This window comes from Paenibacillus nasutitermitis, assembly GCF_014641075.1.
In the GTDB taxonomy this organism is placed as follows: Bacteria; Bacillota; Bacilli; order Paenibacillales; family Paenibacillaceae; genus Paenibacillus_Z; species Paenibacillus_Z nasutitermitis.
Genome location: NZ_BMHP01000002.1, coordinates 1,797,859 through 1,818,422, shown reverse-complemented (window position 1 = coordinate 1,818,422; position 20,564 = coordinate 1,797,859). Strand labels below are relative to the sequence as shown.

General features: G+C 47.4%; 18 protein-coding genes. 16 read left to right on the top strand and 2 right to left on the bottom strand.

The genetic code is table 11. The features are described 5' to 3' along the window. The first annotated feature begins 60 nt into the window (after window positions 1–60). The 9 genes from IEY46_RS18550 (at window position 61) to IEY46_RS18510 (ending at window position 12,523) form a co-directional block, all read left to right on the top strand. A complete protein-coding gene (locus IEY46_RS18550; RefSeq protein ID WP_188993451.1) occupies window positions 61–1,971 on the top strand; it encodes a right-handed parallel beta-helix repeat-containing protein in 1,911 nt (636 codons plus the stop codon). Between the two features lie 263 nt (window positions 1,972–2,234). After that, window positions 2,235–4,865, top strand: a complete 2,631-nt coding sequence (locus IEY46_RS18545; protein ID WP_229750355.1) for a Calx-beta domain-containing protein — start codon at window positions 2,235–2,237, stop codon at window positions 4,863–4,865. A gap of 203 nt (window positions 4,866–5,068) precedes the next feature. Next, complete coding sequence (locus tag IEY46_RS18540) at window positions 5,069–5,719, top strand: response regulator transcription factor (protein ID WP_188993446.1); 651 nt, start codon at window positions 5,069–5,071, stop codon at window positions 5,717–5,719. Window positions 5,720–5,740: 21 nt separating this feature from the next. Next, window positions 5,741–6,847 (top strand): sensor histidine kinase, encoded by a 1,107-nt coding sequence (locus IEY46_RS18535; RefSeq protein ID WP_188993444.1) that lies wholly within the window; start codon window positions 5,741–5,743, stop codon window positions 6,845–6,847. Window positions 6,848–6,978: 131 nt separating this feature from the next. Beyond that, window positions 6,979–7,914, top strand: a complete 936-nt coding sequence (locus IEY46_RS18530; RefSeq protein ID WP_188993442.1) for an ABC transporter ATP-binding protein — start codon at window positions 6,979–6,981, stop codon at window positions 7,912–7,914. A gap of 49 nt (window positions 7,915–7,963) precedes the next feature. Next, window positions 7,964–9,067 carry an ABC transporter permease gene (locus tag IEY46_RS18525; RefSeq protein WP_229750398.1) on the top strand — a complete coding sequence of 368 codons (1,104 nt, stop codon included), beginning with the start codon at window positions 7,964–7,966 and terminating at the stop codon, window positions 9,065–9,067. After that, complete coding sequence (locus tag IEY46_RS18520; RefSeq protein WP_188993438.1) at window positions 9,068–10,216, top strand: ABC transporter permease; 1,149 nt, start codon at window positions 9,068–9,070, stop codon at window positions 10,214–10,216. It abuts the gene before it with no gap. Window positions 10,217–10,246: 30 nt separating this feature from the next. Further along, on the top strand, window positions 10,247–11,044 hold the full coding sequence (locus tag IEY46_RS18515; protein WP_188993436.1) for an SDR family NAD(P)-dependent oxidoreductase: 798 nt from the start codon (window positions 10,247–10,249) through the stop codon (window positions 11,042–11,044). A 414-nt stretch (window positions 11,045–11,458) separates the two neighbouring features. After that, entirely contained in the window at window positions 11,459–12,523 is a 1,065-nt protein-coding gene (locus IEY46_RS18510; protein WP_188993434.1) for a glycosyl hydrolase family 28-related protein, read from the top strand. 203 nt (window positions 12,524–12,726) lie between these two features. Here the strand turns inward: IEY46_RS18510 and cysC are convergent, their stop codons facing one another. Further along, the gene (gene cysC, locus IEY46_RS18505) at window positions 12,727–13,362 is read right to left on the bottom strand and encodes an adenylyl-sulfate kinase (protein ID WP_188993433.1); all 636 of its coding nucleotides are present in this window, start codon (window positions 13,360–13,362) and stop codon (window positions 12,727–12,729) included. Window positions 13,363–13,736: 374 nt separating this feature from the next. On the opposite strand from cysC, the gene IEY46_RS18500 reads away from it, so the two are divergent. From IEY46_RS18500 to IEY46_RS18475, 6 genes are all read left to right on the top strand, one after another. After that, window positions 13,737–14,708, top strand: a complete 972-nt coding sequence (locus IEY46_RS18500; RefSeq protein WP_188993431.1) for an LCP family glycopolymer transferase — start codon at window positions 13,737–13,739, stop codon at window positions 14,706–14,708. Window positions 14,709–14,768: 60 nt separating this feature from the next. After that, complete coding sequence (locus tag IEY46_RS18495) at window positions 14,769–15,272, top strand: hypothetical protein (RefSeq protein WP_188993429.1); 504 nt, start codon at window positions 14,769–14,771, stop codon at window positions 15,270–15,272. 171 nt (window positions 15,273–15,443) lie between these two features. Beyond that, entirely contained in the window at window positions 15,444–15,905 is a 462-nt protein-coding gene (locus tag IEY46_RS18490) for a PilZ domain-containing protein (RefSeq protein ID WP_188993427.1), read from the top strand. Window positions 15,906–16,128: 223 nt separating this feature from the next. Continuing rightward, on the top strand, window positions 16,129–16,428 hold the full coding sequence (locus tag IEY46_RS18485; RefSeq protein WP_188993425.1) for a hypothetical protein: 300 nt from the start codon (window positions 16,129–16,131) through the stop codon (window positions 16,426–16,428). A 169-nt stretch (window positions 16,429–16,597) separates the two neighbouring features. Beyond that, window positions 16,598–17,527, top strand: a complete 930-nt coding sequence (locus IEY46_RS18480; protein WP_188993423.1) for an ABC transporter ATP-binding protein — start codon at window positions 16,598–16,600, stop codon at window positions 17,525–17,527. Next, window positions 17,520–18,320 carry an ABC transporter permease gene (locus IEY46_RS18475; protein ID WP_188993422.1) on the top strand — a complete coding sequence of 267 codons (801 nt, stop codon included), beginning with the start codon at window positions 17,520–17,522 and terminating at the stop codon, window positions 18,318–18,320. Before IEY46_RS18480 ends, IEY46_RS18475 begins: the two co-directional genes overlap by 8 nt. 82 nt (window positions 18,321–18,402) lie before the next feature. Here the strand turns inward: IEY46_RS18475 and IEY46_RS18470 are convergent, their stop codons facing one another. Further along, a complete protein-coding gene (locus IEY46_RS18470) occupies window positions 18,403–18,837 on the bottom strand; it encodes a bactofilin family protein (RefSeq protein WP_188993420.1) in 435 nt (144 codons plus the stop codon). Between the two features lie 231 nt (window positions 18,838–19,068). Between IEY46_RS18470 and cls the strand changes: the two genes are divergently transcribed. Beyond that, window positions 19,069–20,496 (top strand): cardiolipin synthase, encoded by a 1,428-nt coding sequence (gene cls / locus IEY46_RS18465; RefSeq protein WP_188993418.1) that lies wholly within the window; start codon window positions 19,069–19,071, stop codon window positions 20,494–20,496. Window positions 20,497–20,564 lie beyond the last annotated feature (68 nt).

Below are 20,564 nucleotides of genomic sequence, written 5' to 3'. Positions count from 1 at the left end.
GGAATAAACGCCGGAGCATGCAAGGCTATAACTAATATAATGTAAAGGGGGTGTATAATAATGGTAGAAAAATCATTAAATATGGGGTTGAATCTATGGGATAATGGGGAGAATGTGAACCCCGCAGATTTAAGCTATAATTTCCGCGAAATTGAGCAGGAGTTTGTTCACAGAGGTCTGAATATATTTTGGGAAAATGCGGATCCCGCTGGCATAAGGGACAGCGCAGCAGCCATTTCTCTTATTCTCGCGGAAGAGACAGATGGGATTATCATTCCCAAAGGCGTGTATTTATTGAAATCAAGTTTGACTGTACCGGATACAAAGAAATTAATTTTCCAAAGAGGAGCACGCTTGAAGCCCGCAAGCGGGAAAACCCTTACGGTCAATGGAGCCGTTCAGGCTCAGCCGGATGACTGGATATTTGACTTGAGCGCGGGAGGATCGATTGCAGGGGACATGAAGGCGGATGCCCTGTTTCCCCACTGGTTCGGATCGGTGGATCCTTCATCGCTGCAGCGGGCGCTGAATGCTTTCGCTGCCTCGAAGGTTGCAGTTTCCATCATAAAGGATAAGAACGTGGTGAATACACTCACCTTAAGCAGTCAGACGACTCTGTTCTCGAACAGCCGCAGCAAGATTACCATCACAAATTCAAATGTCCCCGGCGATCTCAGGGTTAACGGTTCAGATATTGAGGTCAATAATGTTGAAGTTCAGGGATCCTCTCCCCAATCCATCTATTTCTCAGGCAGTCCCAAGCGCATTCGGCTCGCCCGAATCAAGATAAACACAACCGGCCATGGAATGCAGATCAGTACCCCTTCCACAGAAGATATATGCCTGAGCGAGAGCACCATTACAGCTGAGAAATACGGGATTCTATTAAACAGCGGGGCCAAGCAGGGCAAATACCTCCGTATCGTCAATAACTCGATTTATTCCAGAACCTCCGATGCCATTGAATTGAATGCGTCCGGCACGTTATCCGGCTCAGAATACGAGGGATTCAGACAAGTATTTATTACGGGTAACCGTCTGAGCGCGGACGAATATGGAACAAGCGGGCAAGCTGGCTTTGCTATTGGGATTGCCAATACCCGCGAGGTTATCGTAATGGGAAATATCAGCGAGAAATCGAGACTGGAAGCCCTTCACATCGAAGGGGATCAGCAAAATCTCATGGTCATTGGGAACATCTTTAATGGATGTACAGGCGATGGCTGCCGGATTAAGAACAGCTCGGCGGCTCAATCGCCGACCATTACTAACAATTCTTTTGTCAAAAAAAATCTAACCCGGACGGGGAGCGGCATTCACCGGTTATATGATCCTTTGGGAAGCCTGGAATGCAACCTGGCCAGCAATTATATACGCGGCTTTGATCGTGGGATATGGATTGACGGACCGAGCGCATGCCATGTGGAAGGCACTCTAATAGAGGGGTGCAACACAGGGATTTATTTAGGAGATACTGCTAAAGTCATAGGCAGCTTGCTTGTGAAGGATTGCCCTACCCTGGTAACAGCCAAGAACGGAGCTATCGTGGAAAAGGTTGTGGCCTTAACCGTACCTCAATCGGTTATGTCATATATCGGAACAAGCGGCAAGCTGGGAGCGACCCTTAAAAATCTGGTTGCATTCACCAGCCCCGTTACAACCGTTGCAGGAAGCACCAATCTATTGAACCTGTTCGCTTTGCCAAGCCTGTTGCAGATCAAGCTGGTATGCCGGATCAACGCCGGATCGTCAAGGTTAATCTTATCAGGCGATGTGACATGGGACGGGACAACATTAACGATGAACAATATGATCAAGAGACAGTCAGGGAGCATTCTGCTCGGTTATTCCGGCAGCGCCCCATTGGTCAATAATAACGGATCGCTTGCACTGAATATGTATACAACAAGCAGTTTGGCGGCTGTGACGGTTAACTATGACTTTACCGGAATGTATTACGTAGAGAATTAAGACTTCCGAATGATACGATATGGAGAATGAAAAATCATGCATCTGACCCTAAGGCTATCATGGGGACGGATGCATTTATTTGTCGTGTACAGATGTCGGATCGACAAATTATACTCTTTCCTTGACGGTAATGTCCTACTGGTATAAATTAGTAATGATACGAAACGTATCAAAGAAAAGGAGGTTAATACCAAATACCACGAAGAATTGCAGCAGAGAGGGCGGGGAATTCGTTGATAACCTATAAAGGAGTGAAATTGAATATGGTAGTTGGACGTCAAGGACAATCAATCAATCCAAAATGGAGGGTACTCAAGCTTCTATTACCCTCTTTATTAATTCTTATGTTGGCGTTACCACCGGGTACGGTCCATGCACTGGACCCCTCACCCTCAGGAAACTTTACATTTGCGCTGGCAGAGGCTAAGGGCACTGAGGGAAAAAGCGAGTTCACGATTCGGGTTTTGCGCAAGGGAGGAACATCGGGTCAGGCAACGGTCAATTACGCCACCTCGGATGGTACGGCCATTTCCGGCATCGATTATGCGGGCAAAAGCGGGACACTTACGTTTGCACCCGGCGTATCAGAGGTCAAGCTAAGAGTGGGTGTTATCGATAATTTCGATTTGGACGGAGACCGGGATTTTTATGTGACCTTGAGCAGCCCCTCAGCGGGAGCAGGGTTAGGCGCTATAACGAACCTGAAATTAACGATTACGGATAATGAACGGGCCGAGGCGGGCATCATTGCATTTGAATCCGATCATTATACCTTCAGTGAAGATGATGGGAATGTGGAAATTACATTGACACGGTCGCCTGGGGCAACCGGAAAATTATCGGTTTATGTCACAGATCAATCTGGAACGGCCACGCGCGGTAATGATTATGATTTCGATTATTCAGTTCGTAACGTTACGTTTGCAGAAGGGGAATTAACGAAGACTTTAACATTCAGAATAGTGAATGATATTCTTCCGGAGAGCGATGAATCCTTCAAACTTCAATTTGAATCATCCGGAGGCGCTGTATTGGGTGCGATTCGTGAAACGACGATTACGATTACCGATGACGACCTGCCCTCTTATCCCGGGGCCTTCACTCTAATGGGCGGCGACGAAGAGAACACGATTCAGGTGTATGAGGATGCAGGGAAGATCAGCTTCTGGATCAGCCGCCAAGACTTCACGCGTGACGTTGTTGGGGATGTCACTGTGGACTATACTTTAATTCCGGATTCCGCAGCTGCAGGCAGCGACTATGCAGATGTATCCGGGACGCTTGTGATGACAGGGAGACAGACAAGCAAGGGAATTACAATACCTATCTATGATGACGATGAGGATGAAGGCGATGAGCATTTTACCATTCAGCTCAGCAATCCTACCGGTGGAGCGGTCATTGGAAGTCCCGGCACGCTGGATGTGATCATTATGGATAATGATGATGCCCCAAGTGCAGGGGTCATTCAAATGAAGCAGGCTTCCTATAACGTGGATGAAAGGAATGAGAACGACAGTGACGCGATCGTAACTTTAGTGAGAAGCGGTGGATCAGATGGCGTTGTTTCTGTCGAGCTTACAACCTCGGACGGAACAGCTGTCAGCCCTTATGAGTATGAGGGGGTGCATCAGACCGTTACATTCCCGGCCGGCGTGGTCAGCAAGGAGGTGCCCATCCCTCTGTATTTCACAGATGGCGATAAGCAGTTTTCTGTTCTACTGAGCAATGCCACTGGGGGTGCCTCTATCGGTCCCGCGGCAAGCTCGACCGTACTCATACATGATTTAGGCCTCAAGAACGGAGGAACATTATCCCTATTATCCGAAGCTGCTTCTGTGGATGAGAACGATATCGACGGGAATCCCACCCGATATGCGTATATCGATGTGAGATTAAAAGATAATTTCCCTTTCTATACTAATCCGACCATTGATTATTATGCGACCAGTGGAACAGCGGCAGCGGGGGAGGATTTCCTGCTTGAGCCAGGGACTCTGGAGATAGATGTTTTGGGAAAAGCATTAATTCCGCTCCAAATTCTTGATGACGATGAGTTTGAAGGCGATGAATCCTTTACGATCACGATCACGAATCCAACCCGCGGAGCATCCTTGGGCGAAATTACGACGATCACGGTTACGATTGAGGACAATGAGTTGGCCCCGTCCCCGGGCCGTATCAGAGTCAAGGAGGTTGTACAGAACACGACAGAAGATGCAGGCACGGTGAACGTTGAAGTATCCCGTCTATTCAGTAATGGCTATACAGGGGATGTCAGCATTGACTACGCGACGGGTGTCCGCCCGGGCTCTGCTGCTCCCGGGAGCGATTATGGAGCAGTTTCAGGTACGCTTGTCTTTAAAGCGGGAGAGATGAGCAAGCTTATTGCCATCCCTGTCTACGATGACACGGAACAGGAAAGTACGGAGGACTTCTACCTTACCTTGAGCAATCCAGGCGGTGGGGCGATACTTGATGGAGATCTAGCGGAAACACGCGTTCTGATTGCCGATAATGATGCGCCTCCCGCCCAGCTGCGGCCAGGCAAGCTATATTTTGAAACACCGGTCTTCAATACCCTTGAAGAAACGGGTCCGATCCGGATGAAAGTTTTGCGCAGAAGCGGTGCCGACGGGGTTGTATCCGTTCGTTATTCGCTCATCGCCAAGACGGCTGCTCCGGGAGAGGATTATGTGGACACATCAGGAATTCTAGAATTTAAATCAGGAGAAACGGAAAGAACGTTCATCATCGACATTCTGGATGATGCTGTTCATGAACAGCCGGAATCGTTTCTTATTCAATTGAGCGATCCCACAGGCGGCGCCGTACTTGGGCCAAACGCTCAGCGGGAAGTCGTTATTTATGATAAGGATCAGCTAAGTCGTTAAGGCATATGAACAATGTTATGCGTGCAGCCGGTTAGTTATCTGGCTGCACGTTATTTGTGTTGTCTTCATTATTGAGTCAGGAACCCTTTTTTCACAATGATTGCTCCTGAAGTCTATTGACAGAATGCCGCTATAAGATAAATTGGTAGTATTGGCATAAACGTATGGGACAGTCAGATCGATAATGGGGAGAGTGAGAAGCGTTGAAAATTAAAGTTATTATTGCGGATGACAATCCCTTTATCCGGGAAGGCATGAAAATCATCCTGGCTTCATTCAACGAGTTTGAAGTATTGGCGACGGTCAACGATGGGCAAGAAGCCGTCGACTATTGTCAGCTGAACGAGGTGGATGTGGCGCTGCTTGATGTGCGGATGCCGAATATGAACGGTGTCGAAGCGACGAGACTTATTGCCGAACGGACGCAAACGAAGCCGCTCATCCTGACAACGTTCGATGACGATGAATTTATATTGGATGCGATTAAATACGGTGCCAAAGGATACTTGCTCAAGAATAACGATCCGGAGCAGATCAGCGATGCCATCAAATCCGTTTATAACGGACATAACGTGCTTCAGGATGTAGTGATGGAGAAGCTGAAATCCGGTTTGTCCGCGGAGAAGGGAAGGAAAGAAAGCCTGGGGGACAAGATCGACAGGAGTCAATTCACCGAAAGGGAGCTGGACATTATGGCTCTCATCGCCAAAGGGATGGCCAATAAGGAGATTTCGAAAAATCTGTATATTTCGGAAGGGACCATTGCCAACCACATTACTTCGATTCTGGGCAAGACGGGTCTTACTCATCGAACTCAAATCGCCATTTATTACCTGACTGGGGAATTGAATTAAATGAGCGAAAGAGGAACCCCCATGGAATTTTGGACGATTTGCAACAAATCCATTCTCTTGCTCTTTGTGGTGGGTCTGTCCTATGTCTCCCAAACCGCCATAACGCCCTGGTATACGCTATCCATTCTGCTTTACTTATCCTTGAATGTCGCCGCGTATATATGGAGACAGAAGGGGATGAAGCCGCTCCTGGCAGCGCTCTCCATTGTGCTTCTCATCGCTTCTTCTTCTTACGTTCATCCCTTGTTGATCCTGCTGATTCCTGTAAATATATATGAACTCGTTTCGCATTATTTCAAGAATTATGGGGTGGTCCTTATTCTGATGCTGATCCCCCTGGCTTTCCTCCCGCATGAACTGTTCATCATGTACGGATTCGTAGCCTTGCTTAGCTCAGTCTATTTCACGATGCTCAGGACATATGCGGGCAGGATCGAAACGTACAAGGACATCATAGAGAACATGCGGGGTGATTTGCATCAAGTAACGAGCCGCCTGAACGAAAACAATGAATATATCAAGCAGTCCGAATATCTGTTCAAGCTGGAAGAGCGCAATCGGCTATCTCAGGAAATTCATGATCAAATCGGCCATTCCATGACCGGCGCGTTAATTCAGATGGAAGCCGCGAAGCGGCTGATCGCAACCGATACGGAGAAGTCGGCCGAACTGCTGCAGAATGCCATACATATTTCCAAAGACGGCATAGAACGAATCCGTCTTGTACTCAAAAGTGTGAAGCCTGTCACAGAGCAGCTGGGCATCAACAGAATGAAATTGTTCATTGATGAATTCTCCGCCAGACATCCAATCAAGACAGCATTGACCTATGAAGGAAATGTAGACATTATTTCTCCGATTCATTGGAAAATCATTCAGCAGAATGCTACGGAAGCCTTGACCAATACGATGAAATATTCAGATGCTGATGCCGTCGCAGTCCACATACAGGTGCTTAACACCTTTATAAAGGTGGAAATATCGGACAATGGCAAAGGAGCGCCGAAGGTGATCAAGGGCCTCGGAATTATCGGGATGGAGGAAAGGACGGCTGCCGTAAATGGAAAGGTGATTGTGGATGGCTCACGGGGCTTTTCCGTCACCACGTTGATTCCCTATTCAGAATAATGAGCGGGATTCGGGATTTGTGGTCGAAAACATGAAGATTCTCAGGGGGTAAGGATGAACTTGTGCACTTCCACAGGTTCATCTTTTTTATTACGATAGGGGTATCTAAAGACGAAACGGGAGGATGCACGATGAATGTTCTTGAAATCAAGCAGCTAACGAAGAGATTCGGGGATTTCATTGCCGTGGACAATATATCGTTGTCTGTCAGGGAGGGCGAAATTTTCGGATTTCTGGGAGCCAACGGCGCCGGCAAAAGCACGACAATCAATATGATCGCCTCGCTATTGTCCATAACCAAAGGAGAAATCGATATATTGGGCAAGAATATCATCAAACACAGCAAGTTTGCAAAGTCGAACATAGGCATCATTCCGCAGGAGCTGGCCATCTACGAGGATCTGACGGCTTACGAAAATGTTCAGTTTTTTGCCGGGTTATATGGCCTCAGGGGATCGCAATTAAAAAGCCGGGCGGAAGAAGCGCTCACGTTCGTCGGGCTAAGCGACAAGCTCAGGAGCTATCCGAGAAATTTCTCGGGTGGCATGAAGAGAAGGCTGAATATCGCCTGTGCCATTGCCCACAGGCCGAAGCTGCTCATCATGGATGAACCGACGGTCGGAATTGACCCGCAGTCAAGATCCTATATCCTCGGCTCCGTGAAGAAGCTGAATGAAATGGGCAGCACCATTATTTATACCAGTCATTACATGGAGGAGGTCGAAGAGCTGTGTACCCGGATCGCAATCATCGACCATGGCAAGATCATTGCGGAAGGAACGAAGGCGCAGTTGAAGGCCATCATTACTAATCAGAGGAACATAGGCATTGTAGTCCGGTCATCCAAAAACCTGAACCTGGACAAACTGAAGGAAATCGTCGGGGTAAACACGGTTGAGGTTGAGGACACTCTCGTGAAAATCAGCTCCGCTGCCGAAGTCAATAACCTGAACAAAATTATTCAACAGCTTATGCTCAGCGATATAGAAATCCGCTCCGTAGAGGCGCATGAGCCCAGTTTGGAAACGGTGTTCCTGACGTTAACCGGCCGAAGCCTGCGGGATTGATCAAAGGTTAAAGTGAAGGGAAGAGGAGGAGGCGGGACGATTGAATATCATGCGGATAGCGTTCAAAGAATTACTGGTTTTCCGGGATTTCAAGATGCTGATCTTTATGTTGATTACGCCTGTGGCGCTTATGCTGATTTTGGGAACGGCGCTTACGAACAATTTTAATGGCAGCGACAAGATCGGAAATATCCATGTTATCTATACCAACAACAGCAACGACAGCTCGCTTGCCGCGCATTGGGAAGCATTCGCCCAAGAGGCGGGGAAATCCGGCATTCGCTTTGAGAAAATAAGCGGTAACACGGATGGAAAGCTGGAGGTGCAGAACAACCGTTATACGGGGTATATGGTAATGGCCGACACAGGCTTGAACTATTACGGCAACAATCGCAGCGTCATTGAAAGCAGTATCGTCCAAGGGATGCTTGCGGTGTTTGCCGATCGTTACAAGTTGACTGCGGAACTGGATAAGGCGGATCCGGAGAACGTGAAAGCTTTGTTAGCCGGCAGCAAGGACTATGTGAAAGAAACATCGCTTCATGGGGCTAAGCAGCCAGGCGCGATGGATTATTATGCAATTGCAGTGACCACCTTGATTATTTTATACAGCGCCTTGACGGCCGGTCAAATGATCGAAACCGAAAGAAAACGAAATACTGCCTATCGCTTGTTGGCATCTCCGATAACCAAAACAGAGATTTTCACGGGGAAAATAATTGGAAATCTCCTGCTTCATACTCTATTCATTGTGCTCATTGTCTTCATCAGCAAATATATGTTCGCTGCCAATTGGGGCGGGAATTTGGGCATGGTATTTCTTGTGCTGTTTACGGAAATCGTATTTGCTCTCAGCCTGGGACTTGGCATCAGTTATGTCTTCAAAGGGGAGGCATCCGGTGCCGTTATCATGATTATTATTCAGCTGGCCGCGTTTGTTGGCGGGGCGTACTTTCCAACTGCAGACAGCACGGGAATCATGAAGACACTATCCTATTATTCGCCGCTCCGATGGTCCAATGATGCTCTTCTGCAGATCATATACGCGGATAACCTGTCGCCAGCCTTTATTGCGATCATGTTGAATATAGGGATTGCCGCATTGTTTTTAATGGTGGCTGTTATATCGATGCGAAGAAGGGAGGGATTGTAAGTGGGGAATACGCTCTGGTTAATCCGTAAAACAATGCTGACAACATTCAGGAACTATAAAAATCTGCTGCTGTTTATCGGTTTGCCCGTAATCAGTATCCTGCTGGCCACGCTTACCCAGGGAGGTTCAGGGGAGTCCTCGCTGAACATTGGCATTGTCAACAAAGATGGCGGCCAAGCGTTGACCCGGGATGCGGTTCAATTCGTCAGCGGGCTGGATAAAATGCACACAAAGGAGATCAAGGAGCCGGATGCCAATGATCTCATTGTGTCGGGCAAACTGGACGCCGTGCTGATTTTTCCCGATGGATTTGCACAAAGTTTGAAGGGCGGCAGCCCTGAAGCTGTTCATATCGAGTCGATCAAAGGGATGCTGGTCACGGGTTATGTGAAATCATATTTAAATGCTTATATAGACAATATAGCATCCATTGGCAATGCGGCGCAGGGAAATACCGATAAATTCAATACTCTCTACGCCAATTATAGGAACGCAGATTTCGGGCTGTCGGCGGAGATGGTAGAGGATCATTCCGCCAGCCGCGGCATGACCAATCAGACCATCGGTTATCTGCTCGTCCTCATGTTGTTCTCCGCTGTAAGTTTATCGGGAATTATTGTGAAAGAAAAAGAGAACCGGACTTATTTCCGACTGCTGTCGGCACCGATTACGGCCAGAACGTATGTGATGTCCAACGTCATTGTTAATTTCGTCATGATGATGATCCAAATCGCAGTGACCTTGCTGGTCATGATCCGTCTGTTTCATATCGACCCTGGCATTCCGTTCTGGCAAATGTTCCTGATCCTTCTGATGTTTGCTTTGGTGGCGGTCAGTCTGTCGCTTGTCATTGTCGCTTTCTCCAATAGTTCTATGGCAGCAAGCGGAATACAAACGATAGTGATTATGCCGACAAGTCTTCTTGCCGGATGTTTATTTCCGATCGAAATCATGCCGGCATCGTTCCAGCAAATCGCCAACTTTCTGCCGCAGTATTGGCTTCTGGACACCTTCAGCCAACTGCAGCTCGGAAGTCCGCTGACCAGCTTATCTCTGAACCTGGCGATCCTGCTCGCTTTCGCTGTGACCTTGTCGCTTGTTGCCATTTATAAGTTCGGACGAAACAAGGACACGAGAAATTATATTTAGATTTATCACAAAACAAAAGGAGCTGATGAGATGGATTTAGCAGGGAAGAATGTAATCATTTATGGTGGAGGTGGAGCAGTCGGAGGTGCCGTGGCCCGGTTATTCTCGCAGCAAGGAGCAACGATATATCTGGCAAGTCGTACTGCGCACAAAATGGAGATGGTAGCCGAAGACATCAGAAGGTCGGGAGGGGAGGTACACACCTCGATTGTGAATGCGCTTGATGAACAAGCGGTCCAGGAGCATGCCGATTGGGTAGCAGAAGAAGCTGGCGGTATTCATATTGCATTGAACGCAATCGCAGTTGCGCACAACCAATTCAAGCCCTCCGTAGAGCTCACGCTCGAAGAGTTTGAATTGCCGGTCACCGCATATATCCGCTCTACCTTTCTGATTTCCAAATCGGCTGCGCGCCATATGAAGAAGGCTCGCACAGGTGTTATCCTCCATGTGACTACACCGGCATCACGCATGGCAGGACCGGGATTCGTCGGACATAGCGTTGCTTGCGCAGGCGTAGAAGCGATTTCCCGTAATTTGGCGGGAGAACTGGCTAAGGACGGCATACGGAGTGTTTGCATACGCTCTCATATGATACCTGAAGCTATATCAATGAATTCCCACAGCAAAGACATGTTCGAGGAAAATGCGGCCATGGCTGGGATTACATTGGACCAGATGCTTGAAGGGGCTGCCGGGAGTACCCTGCTTAACAGACTCCCGACTTTGAACGAAATTGCAGAAACCGCGTTATTCCTTGCCTCTGACCGCGCAGGCGCGATGACCGGCACAGTCACTAATTTGTCCGGCGGCTTTCTGCTAGATTAGTAAACCGGCGTCACCCTACCACCAACAAAACTCTTCTGATGAAGGGTTTTTTTTATTTTAATTAGGATGTATATATCGATTTTAGCTGAATTATTTTCCTGTATCTTGAAGAAAATGAATGTTAAAAAAAGCATTTTGTATTCCTGCTGCTTTGAGCGTATGGGCTATAAAATGAAAAAATAAAAAAATAACTAAAAATTTGCCCTATTATGTCGATAACTATCACTAAGCAGTAAATGCTAGAGTATGATGTATAAAATTGATAGAGTATTGAATCGAGGTGAATGCCGATAGAAGTGTAAACATTTGTAAAGTTAAGTTTCTTTCATAATTTTGCACTAGGTACTTTGGAATATTTACTATCTTCTCGACAGGATTATATAATATTGGACAATAAGAAGGGGGAAGATTGTGATGTATTGGAGAATGACCATGAAGGTTATTGCGTTAATTGCCATCTCATTCTCATTTGAGTTTTACCAGCCGAGTAAGGAGTCTTTATTTCAGGCATCCGTTGCGAATGCGGCTCCCGTTTTTAGTGTTAAGAATTATGGCGCCGTTGGGGATGGGGTAACAGACGATACGAAAAAAATTGCGAGGGCTCTGGCGGCAGCAAAAACGGCCGGTGGAGGAACCGTAACCTTTGAAAAAGGAGTTTATCGTATAACTGCACTGATTGACGTGCCGCCTAATGTGAGTATCGTAGGCCAGGGCCGAACGGAGACAACCTTGAAGAGGGACGATAACAAAGCGGAAAGAATTCTTTCTTTAAAAGGAAATCAAATTGTACAAAATATCGGATTTGAATCGAGAATTGGACTTATGCCGATCGGGGACCACATTTTTATTATGAATGTCAAGTTCAATTGTAAGACGCAAGGCATTCAAATGGCGAAGACCGTCCGTAATTTCAATGTCATCAACAGTCTTTTTGATGGCAACGGTTACGGCATTCTATCCAATCAGAAGCCAAGCTATGACGTCAAAATACTCAATAGCGTATTCAGAAACAGCACTGCAGACGATATTGAAATTAATGCGCCCAGTAATAACTGGCTCATCGAAGACTGCACGTTTGAGAATAATGTGCACGCCAAAAGCTCTGCCGGTTTTGGTGTAGGCGTGGCGATGAAAGCCACGAACATTACCATTAAAGACAGCAGCTTCACGAATATCATTGGACAAGGCATACATGTTGAAGGCGGATCACAAGTAACCATTATCGGTTCTAAATTCAAAAATAACGGCGCTAAAAATTATGCAGGCAGCCCGAAAGCCGATATCGCCGTATTGTCCAATGCCTCTGCAGAAATTATCGACTGCATCTTCTATGCGCCTGACAGCAATTACAGCTCGCTTGCGATTCACAACGCAGGCAGACCAAACCCGGGAAAAGTCACCGTCACAAATTCCGTTTTCAACCTGAGAACAGTGAGTGCCAGTGTTTCTTCAACCAATAAAGATATCGTTCTGAAATAAAATAATCTAGCGTTTGAGCCCGCTGGATATAATTAAACGATCTATTGACAGTCGAAACAGCCGATTAGAAAAAAATAGCTTTGCTGCATCAAGGACGTTTCTGCTGTTTCCAGTCTGACTGAGGAAACAGCAGATGTTCTCGTTCCTGCGAGACTGCGCCGGATACCGCACTGCCTCCACGTTCGACCCTCTAGGCAAATCGCTCATACATTCAAATAATCCCGCTCCCCAAGCTCACTCAGCAAGAATTCCACTGACTCCTCAAGGGTGAATTGCTCGGTATCAATAACCAGGTCAGGTTTATCCGGCACATCGTACGGTGCGGAAATTCCGGTGAAGTTAGGAATCGTCCCTTCCCTGGCTTTCTTGTAAAGTCCTTTGGGATCTCTTCGTTCACACTCCTGCAAGGAGCATTTCACATAGACCTCCAGAAATTCGCCACCGGCGAACCTGCCGCGCACTGACGCCCGGTCACCTTCGTCAGGGGAAATAAACGCTGCGATCACAAACATTCCTGCATCAACAAACAATTTCGAGGTTTCCCCGATCCGGCGGATGTTCTCTGTACGGTCTTCAGGAGCGAAACCCAAATCACGGTTCAGACCCTGTCTAATGTTATCCCCATCCAGCACGTAGGAGCTGACACCCCGGCGGTATAGCTCTTTCTCCAAAGCAAATGCCAAAGTAGATTTCCCGGAGCCGGATAAGCCGGTGAGCCATAACGCGCAGCTTTTGTGACCGTTCAACCGGTAACGGTCTTCCCGGGTAACATTGGAACGATGCCAGGTCAGATTGCTGCTCTTATAGCTTTCAGCAGGAGGAAGAGGATTCGTATTCATATTCATGTCACCCCGTTTAAATGAGAAAATTTGTACTTTCACTTTATGATACATTTCGTAACTAGTCAAATATTTTCATGATACAAATTACGGAATGATGGGAGCCAGGCATTATAGGATGAGAACAATGAGGGAAAAATTAGAATAATCTTTTGTCCATTATCCAAATAGGAAAAACTACCCTTGCCGGATTCCGACTGTAAGGCTTGGCCCGGGTCCCGAGGGCTAAAATAATGTTACAAAACGTATCTTAATATGGTATTATATTTTTATAGATCAAATGTCGCGGATCGAGATGTAGCGTAGGTATGCGCTGTTTCGTCTATTTTAATTTGTCTATATAGTTACAAATTGTATCTTTAGGAGTGATTGGAATGAAACGTCGAACCAAAAAAATATTGATTTGGTCGGGTAGCGCTGTTTTTGCTGTGCTGCTGCTGGGAGGAGGAATAGTGTGGTATCTCTATCACTCTGTTCATCAGGTGGCCGACAAAATCTATGAAAAAACAACGAAACCGGTCTATGTCAGTAAAGATCCTGGTGTGAAGAAAGATATAGAGCCGATATTCGATAATCTGGATGCGTTCAACATTCTGGTTCTGGGGGTCGACCAGCGCGAGAATGACAGCGGGCGCTCGGATACGATGATTGTTCTGACCGTCAATCCGGCCAAGAACTCCATCTTAATGTTTAATATCCCCAGAGATACCCGGACTGAGATTGTGGGACACGGAACAGTGGACAAAATTAATCATGCTTATGCATTCGGAGGCGTGGAGATGTCCATTCAAACGGTGGAGAATTTTCTCGACTATCCGATCGACTATTATATGAAGGTAAATATGGAAGGGTTCGAAAGACTGATCGATCTGGTCGGTGGCGTCAAGGTCAATAATCCCTATACGTTCAAGATGCAAGGGCATGAATTTGTCAAAGGGCAGATTTCTTTGAACGGGAAGGAAGCGCTGCTCTATTCCAGGATGCGTTATGACGATCCGCGAGGCGATCTGGGACGGAATGCGAGGCAGAGAGAGATCTTGATCGAAGGGATGAAGAGCTCCTTAAGCTTGTCCAATATCGTCAAAGTGCAGGGTCTCCTGGATGAAGTGGGCGATAGCGTAAAGAGCAATATTACGTTCGAGGATATGAAGACTTTTCTGACCGATTACCGCCCTCATATCGACAAGATCGACTCTGTAGAAATTAAAGGTAAAGGTGAAACGATCAACGGAATCTGGTATTACATTGTCCCAAGCGAAGAGAAGAACCGGATCCATGAGGTTATGAAGGCGCATCTGCAGGAGAATGTTGAATCCGCTCCTTTAACGCAGGCGACAGCGCAATGATGAATAAATAAAGGCCTTGTCTCATAAAGTGTAAGAGCTTTAGGGACAGGGGGTTAAGGGATGGTAAGAAGAAGACGGCGCATCGGGGCAGTCAAAGTTGTCTTGGGCGGCCTGATCATTATTGTTGTCTGGATGACATGGATCAACGCCTCCCGGATGTTTTCACCCAGCGATAGCAGCAAAGCGCTTGAAGCAGTGGAACAGTTTTATAAATATGAACAGGTCGGCGATTTCGGAAGTGCCTGGGAACTGTTCCATCCTTTCATGCAGCAGCGTTTTGCCAAATCCGACTATATCCAGAGGCGTGCCCATATTATCATGCAGGATTTTGGCGTGCGGACCTTCGAGTTTCATACCGGCACCCCGAAACGGATAAGTGATTGGAGAATGAGCCAGGAGGCAGAACTGATTGCCGAGGTCTACGAGATTGAAGTAACGGAAATTTTCCATAGTCCATACGGGAATTTTAGAATCGTTCAGCCTTGCTTTGCTGCCTACTTTTCGGGGAAATGGACACTGCTGTGGTCCTATCAGAATGAACTGGAAGCGGTGAACTCAGATTAGCTATTGACTGGATACAAAATGTATCATAAATTATGAGTATGGGCTCTGTATTTTGGCATTTCAGGCGAATTATGCCAAGTGCTCGTGCGGAAATGGATCTGTTTATCCAGGAGGTTACATAATGTATCGGAACATAAATTTTTAATCGATCTGTAAAGGAAGGTGAAGCAGATGGTAGCTGTTCATACTCAAGCTGTTCAGCAGAGACAGCATATGAGAATCCGGATTCGTGAAGGAATCCAGGTCAGTGTATTTATTGCGAATGTGCAGGGCAGCGCTCTGGAGTCGAAGGGAATCCCGGTCATGCTGAAGGATATCAGTCCAACGGGATTGCGTTTTCAAACGCATCTCCGGTTTCCGGTCAGCGGAGATTATACGGTCCGCTTCATTATTAAATTCAGTGGCTGGGAGTTCAACCTGTGCGGGAACGTGGTATGGAGAGGGCGCGACGAGAATCAGTATGTGTACGGTTCCTGTTTTCAACCTGACCCCGAGATGCGGCGCGCGCTCATCCGCGCCATTTCCTTGAAGTTGGACGAATGTGACCCTCTTGGCAAGAGAGTACACGAATTGTATACCCGTTTGAGCGAAAACAAGGAAAAGCTGGGTTTAGAGATAGATGTGAAAAGTTGAAATAAAGGGAATCTGGCCCAGAAGGGTCACTTCCCTCTTTAACATGATTATTTAGCCCTAAAAAATGTAAACGCATACACGACAAAATTTGCTATTTTTATCCTGCTTGTATTGACAAATAGAGGAAATTATCATAATCTAAAATTATTGATACGAAATGTAACATATTATCGTTATTTGATACATATAGTAGATTATGGGGTCTGAAAAGGAGAGGGATATTATGCCGCAAAGAAATCAATTTTGTTGTGTATGCTGTGAGGTCATGTTCTCGCAGGAAGAAGCGCATTTGATCTTTCGGACAGGATTCTTCCGCAATATACACCCGCTGGGTTACTGCAAGGCATGCTTCAAGCAGGAGGAAAAAATAAACACGGCCAACGCGCAATCAACTGATTTGCTTCATGCAGACTTAGATGAGGAGGCTGCTCTCCTGCAAATACCGGCCCACACGCGTGCCCCTCAGTATGAGAAGCCAACCGACTCGCCGCTGATGCCATTATCCTGGGCAGTCTCCTTGTAAATCAGCATGAAATGCCATTAAAAATGCCTTTCTCCAACTGCGGTTGTGCCGCAATCGGGGAAAGGCATTAATTTTCCTTTAACTCACTTCCAATCGTTTCCTTGCTTCAGTATAATGAAAATGATGTGAGGCGCCTTGTAGGGATGCCTCGTGTGACAGGAGGAAAAAAATGGTATACCAATCCCCGGACGAGCCGGTTGTCCAGCTAAAAAACGTAACAAAGGTAATCGGACGCAGGACTATAATCGATCATTTAACGCTGGATCTCCCCCAGGCAGAGGTCTTTGGATTTCTTGGGCCTAATGGCTCGGGCAAAACCACGACCATCCGCATGATGGTGGGACTGATGGCGATGTCGGACGGCGATGTGATCATTCGCGGTCACAGTATACGAACAGATTTTGAAAAAGCTATTCGGCATGTCGGAGCGATTGTGGAAAACCCGGAGATGTACAAATATTTAAGCGGCTACCAAAACCTGCTTCATTATTCGCGCATGGTACCCGGGATTACCCGTCAGCGTATCGAGGAAGTCGTAGAGCTGGTCGGTCTGAAAACCCGCATTAACGATAAAGTGAAAACCTACTCTCTCGGGATGCGCCAACGTCTGGGAGTGGCCCAAGCGATCATGCACAAGCCTTCCCTTCTTATACTGGACGAGCCCACCAACGGCCTGGATCCAGCCGGCATCCGCGAGCTGCGCGATTATTTGCGCAAGCTGACCAAAGAAGAAGGCATTACCGTATTTGTTTCCAGTCACCTGCTGAGCGAGATGGAACTCATGTGCGACCGTGTCGCCATTATCCAAGCGGGCAAGCTGATCGATGTGCGCAGCATACGTCAAGGCGTTCCGCTCGCCAGCGATCTCAACCGGGTCCTGTTCGAGGTTGACCGTCCGGATGAAGTGGCAGAGCTGCTGGCCGAAGCCGGGGCTGTACGCGAGCAGGATGCGGTGCTGCTGAATGCTGACCGGGAGGGCGTAGCCCAAATTAATGCCAGGCTGGTCTCGGCCGGATACAACGTTTATGGAATTCGCATTCTGAACAAGTCGTTGGAAGAGCAGTTCCTCGAAATGACAGGAGGCGAAAGCGTTGTTTAATTTCTTGCAATTGGTCAGCAATGAGAACATGAAGATCTACAGGCGGATGCGGACATGGATCATGTTCGGAATCATTGGAGCAATGCTGATTGCGATTTCCGTCATTGCCAAATTCGTTGGCGACGGCAATCCGGGCAACTGGTCGATGATGCTGATTGAATCCAATATATTATTCATGCTAGTTACCTTATTCACAGTCGTTATATCGGCTGACAGCGTAGCGGGGGAGTTTACGACCGGTACCATCAAGCTGCTGCTGATCCGCCCGTGGAGCCGCTCCAAAATCTTGCTCTCCAAATACATCAGCCTGCTGCTGTTCGGTTTATTGATGACGATTTTCCTGTTCGTACTGTCCTTTGTGCTGAATGCGGCTTTATTCGGTTACGATAGCAGCCCGCAGGGAGCAAGCAATTTGGCAGGGATCGATAGCGGTATTTCCTCCCTGAGCTATATGCTGCTGTTCTACGTGGCCCAATTTACCTCCCTGATTATTACGGTCACCTTATCATTTATGATTTCTACCGTGTTCCGCAGCGGAGGATTGGCGATTGGCCTTTCACTGTTCGTCCTCCTCGGAGGGACGACCATCAGCGCTCTGCTGAGCATGCTGGACTATGCATGGGTCGATTATATTTTGTTTCTGCACATGAATTTGACCGGTTATATCGGTAATAGCGGACCCGATCCCCAGGGCAATACACTTGGTTTTTCTTTAGGTGTGCTGGCTGTCTATTATGTGGTGTTTATGGCGCTCACCTGGTCCATATTCAATAAAAGAGATGTTGCCGCTTAAAAAGCAGCAAGTTAGATGCCAAATAGCCCCGCTGTCCGTTACTGGCAGCGGGGCTTCTGTCCATGCGTATAAAGAATGGGATTCAGCCGGCCTGGCGCGTCTTATCTTTGGACGAATCCTTAGCCTTCTGGCCCTTGTCATCCGGAGGAGCCGATTTCGCTGCTGCTTGGCGCTGCTGCTGCTCCATATGGCAGGCTCCGCTGAACATCCCGCCATCTTGGATGTGAAGTCCACATGCTTGTATGCTGCCTTGTACGGAGCCGGAAGAGGTAATCGTCAAGCGGCCGGAAGTTGCGACATCTCCAATGACTTTCCCGGCAACGACAATCTCTTTAGCCGAAATATTGGATCTGGCTACGCCGCATTCTCCGATAATGACATTGGCTTTACATTCGATGTCCCCGCGGTATTCACCTTCGATGCGAATGCTTGCCTCGCTGATCATTGTTCCTTCCATTGAGGTCCCTTGTCCGATTAGCGTCTCGGCTTGGATCGATCTTTTATTATCCTTGAACATCGTGATCCCTCCTTCTTTGTTTCTTGCGCCACTCTTGAAAGGAACTGATAGTTTTTATGGTTTCGCTGTGCACCAATCCGTTGTAAATAGTAGTAGGCATGCTGCTCTTCAAAATGTTCCTACAGCTTATTTATTCCTGGAAGCGTTAAAACATACCAACAAAGCACGTATACTGCTAGCAGGGCAGGCGAAAACTATAGGTACTCATAGCAGAAAATCAGGGGGAAGTTTATGTTTTGGATCATCATCGCACTGCTTATTTTCATTTTCCAAATTGCGACCATTCTTATAGTAGAATTTCGCCAGCCGTCCAAGACGGTTGCCTGGTTGTTGATTTTATTTATTTTCCCTATCATCGGCTTCGTCATGTATTATTTTCTGGCCAGAGAATTCCAGCGGCGGCGCACAGTGCGCAAAAGAAGCGTGGTAGCCGAGGAGATGAGGCTGCAAGCTCTGATGCGCTGCAGAATCGTGCACCGTCCCGGGGATATGAACAATAAGCAGTTCAACACGCAGGAGAGGTTTTTCGGCTTGCTGCAGAGCATGACGTTGTCACCGATCACCGGCTGCAATGAAACAGTAGTTTTGACCAACGCACTTGCTGCATATCGGGCGATTCTGGGGTCGATCGAGAAAGCCAGACACCACATTCATGTTGAATTTTATACGATCCGCGATGACAAGATCGGCCGCCGTCTGAAGGAGGCTCTGATTCGCAAAGCGAAACAGGGTGTGGAAGTCAGGCTCATTTACGATGGGGTCGGCAGTCTGGAGCTTGGAGGGCAATATATAAGGGAACTGAACGAGGCAGGGGTGGAGACCCACTGTTTTCTTACGCCGCGGCTGGCCTTCTTTGAGAAAAGAATGAACTATCGCAACCACCGGAAAATCGTCGTGGTGGACGGACTTGCCGGATTCTTCGGCGGAATTAATATTGGAGATGAATATTTGGGGGGCAACCCCAAGCTCGGATTCTGGCGGGACACGCATATGAAAGTCGAAGGAGATGCGGTATATTTTCTGCAGGATGTGTTTATGCGCGATTGGTGGTTTACCACCAAGCAGCGTCTGACCGGACCGGAGTATTTGCCTGAGCATAATTGCAAAGGGAACGAGCAGGTGCAAATTGTCTCCAGTGGTCCAAACAGCAGCGAGGATGCCATTCTGGAATGTGTATTTTCAGCTATATCAGTAGCCAAGACGCGCATTTATATCACGACTCCTTATTTTATTCCCGACAACAGCGTTTTGATGGGGCTGCGGACAGCTGCCCTGAGCGGTCTGGACGTACGGATTATTATTCCGGATGTGAGTGATTCCAAGCTTGTGCTGTATGCGTCTCTTTCCTATGTGGCTGAAATGCTGGCGGCGGGTGTGCGGATTTACCGGTATAAGAAAGGTTTCATCCATGCCAAAGTGTTGATCGTGGATGATTTGATCGCATCCGTGGGATCGGCCAACCTGGATATGCGAAGCTTTTTCAGCAATTTCGAATTGAATGGACTTTTCTTTGATGAAAGGACTTTAAAAGTTCTGGATGATGATTACAAAAAGGATATGGAGGATAGTGAAGAGCTCCATCTCTCTGCATTCCAGCAGCGTCCAAGATGGCAGAAAAGTGCCGAGGTGGTCGCCCGCATGTTGTCCCCGCTGCTCTAAAACACATGAAGGCCTTATCCTTCAAGCTCATTCGGCTTGTGGAAAAGGCCTTCTCATGTTGGCGGATG

Coding starts and splice junctions, on each gene's coding strand:
- IEY46_RS18550 (WP_188993451.1), top strand. CDS start 61: ATGGTAGAAAAATCATTAAATATGGGGTTGAATCTATGGGATAATGGG.
- IEY46_RS18545 (WP_229750355.1), top strand. CDS start 2,235: ATGGTAGTTGGACGTCAAGGACAATCAATCAATCCAAAATGGAGGGTA.
- IEY46_RS18535 (WP_188993444.1), top strand. CDS start 5,741: ATGGAATTTTGGACGATTTGCAACAAATCCATTCTCTTGCTCTTTGTG.
- IEY46_RS18530 (WP_188993442.1), top strand. CDS start 6,979: ATGAATGTTCTTGAAATCAAGCAGCTAACGAAGAGATTCGGGGATTTC.
- IEY46_RS18525 (WP_229750398.1), top strand. CDS start 7,964: ATGCGGATAGCGTTCAAAGAATTACTGGTTTTCCGGGATTTCAAGATG.
- IEY46_RS18515 (WP_188993436.1), top strand. CDS start 10,247: ATGGATTTAGCAGGGAAGAATGTAATCATTTATGGTGGAGGTGGAGCA.
- IEY46_RS18510 (WP_188993434.1), top strand. CDS start 11,459: ATGTATTGGAGAATGACCATGAAGGTTATTGCGTTAATTGCCATCTCA.
- cysC (WP_188993433.1), bottom strand. CDS start 13,362: ATGAATACGAATCCTCTTCCTCCTGCTGAAAGCTATAAGAGCAGCAAT.
- IEY46_RS18500 (WP_188993431.1), top strand. CDS start 13,737: ATGAAACGTCGAACCAAAAAAATATTGATTTGGTCGGGTAGCGCTGTT.
- IEY46_RS18495 (WP_188993429.1), top strand. CDS start 14,769: ATGGTAAGAAGAAGACGGCGCATCGGGGCAGTCAAAGTTGTCTTGGGC.
- IEY46_RS18490 (WP_188993427.1), top strand. CDS start 15,444: ATGGTAGCTGTTCATACTCAAGCTGTTCAGCAGAGACAGCATATGAGA.
- IEY46_RS18485 (WP_188993425.1), top strand. CDS start 16,129: ATGCCGCAAAGAAATCAATTTTGTTGTGTATGCTGTGAGGTCATGTTC.
- IEY46_RS18480 (WP_188993423.1), top strand. CDS start 16,598: ATGGTATACCAATCCCCGGACGAGCCGGTTGTCCAGCTAAAAAACGTA.
- IEY46_RS18470 (WP_188993420.1), bottom strand. CDS start 18,837: ATGTTCAAGGATAATAAAAGATCGATCCAAGCCGAGACGCTAATCGGA.
- cls (WP_188993418.1), top strand. CDS start 19,069: ATGTTTTGGATCATCATCGCACTGCTTATTTTCATTTTCCAAATTGCG.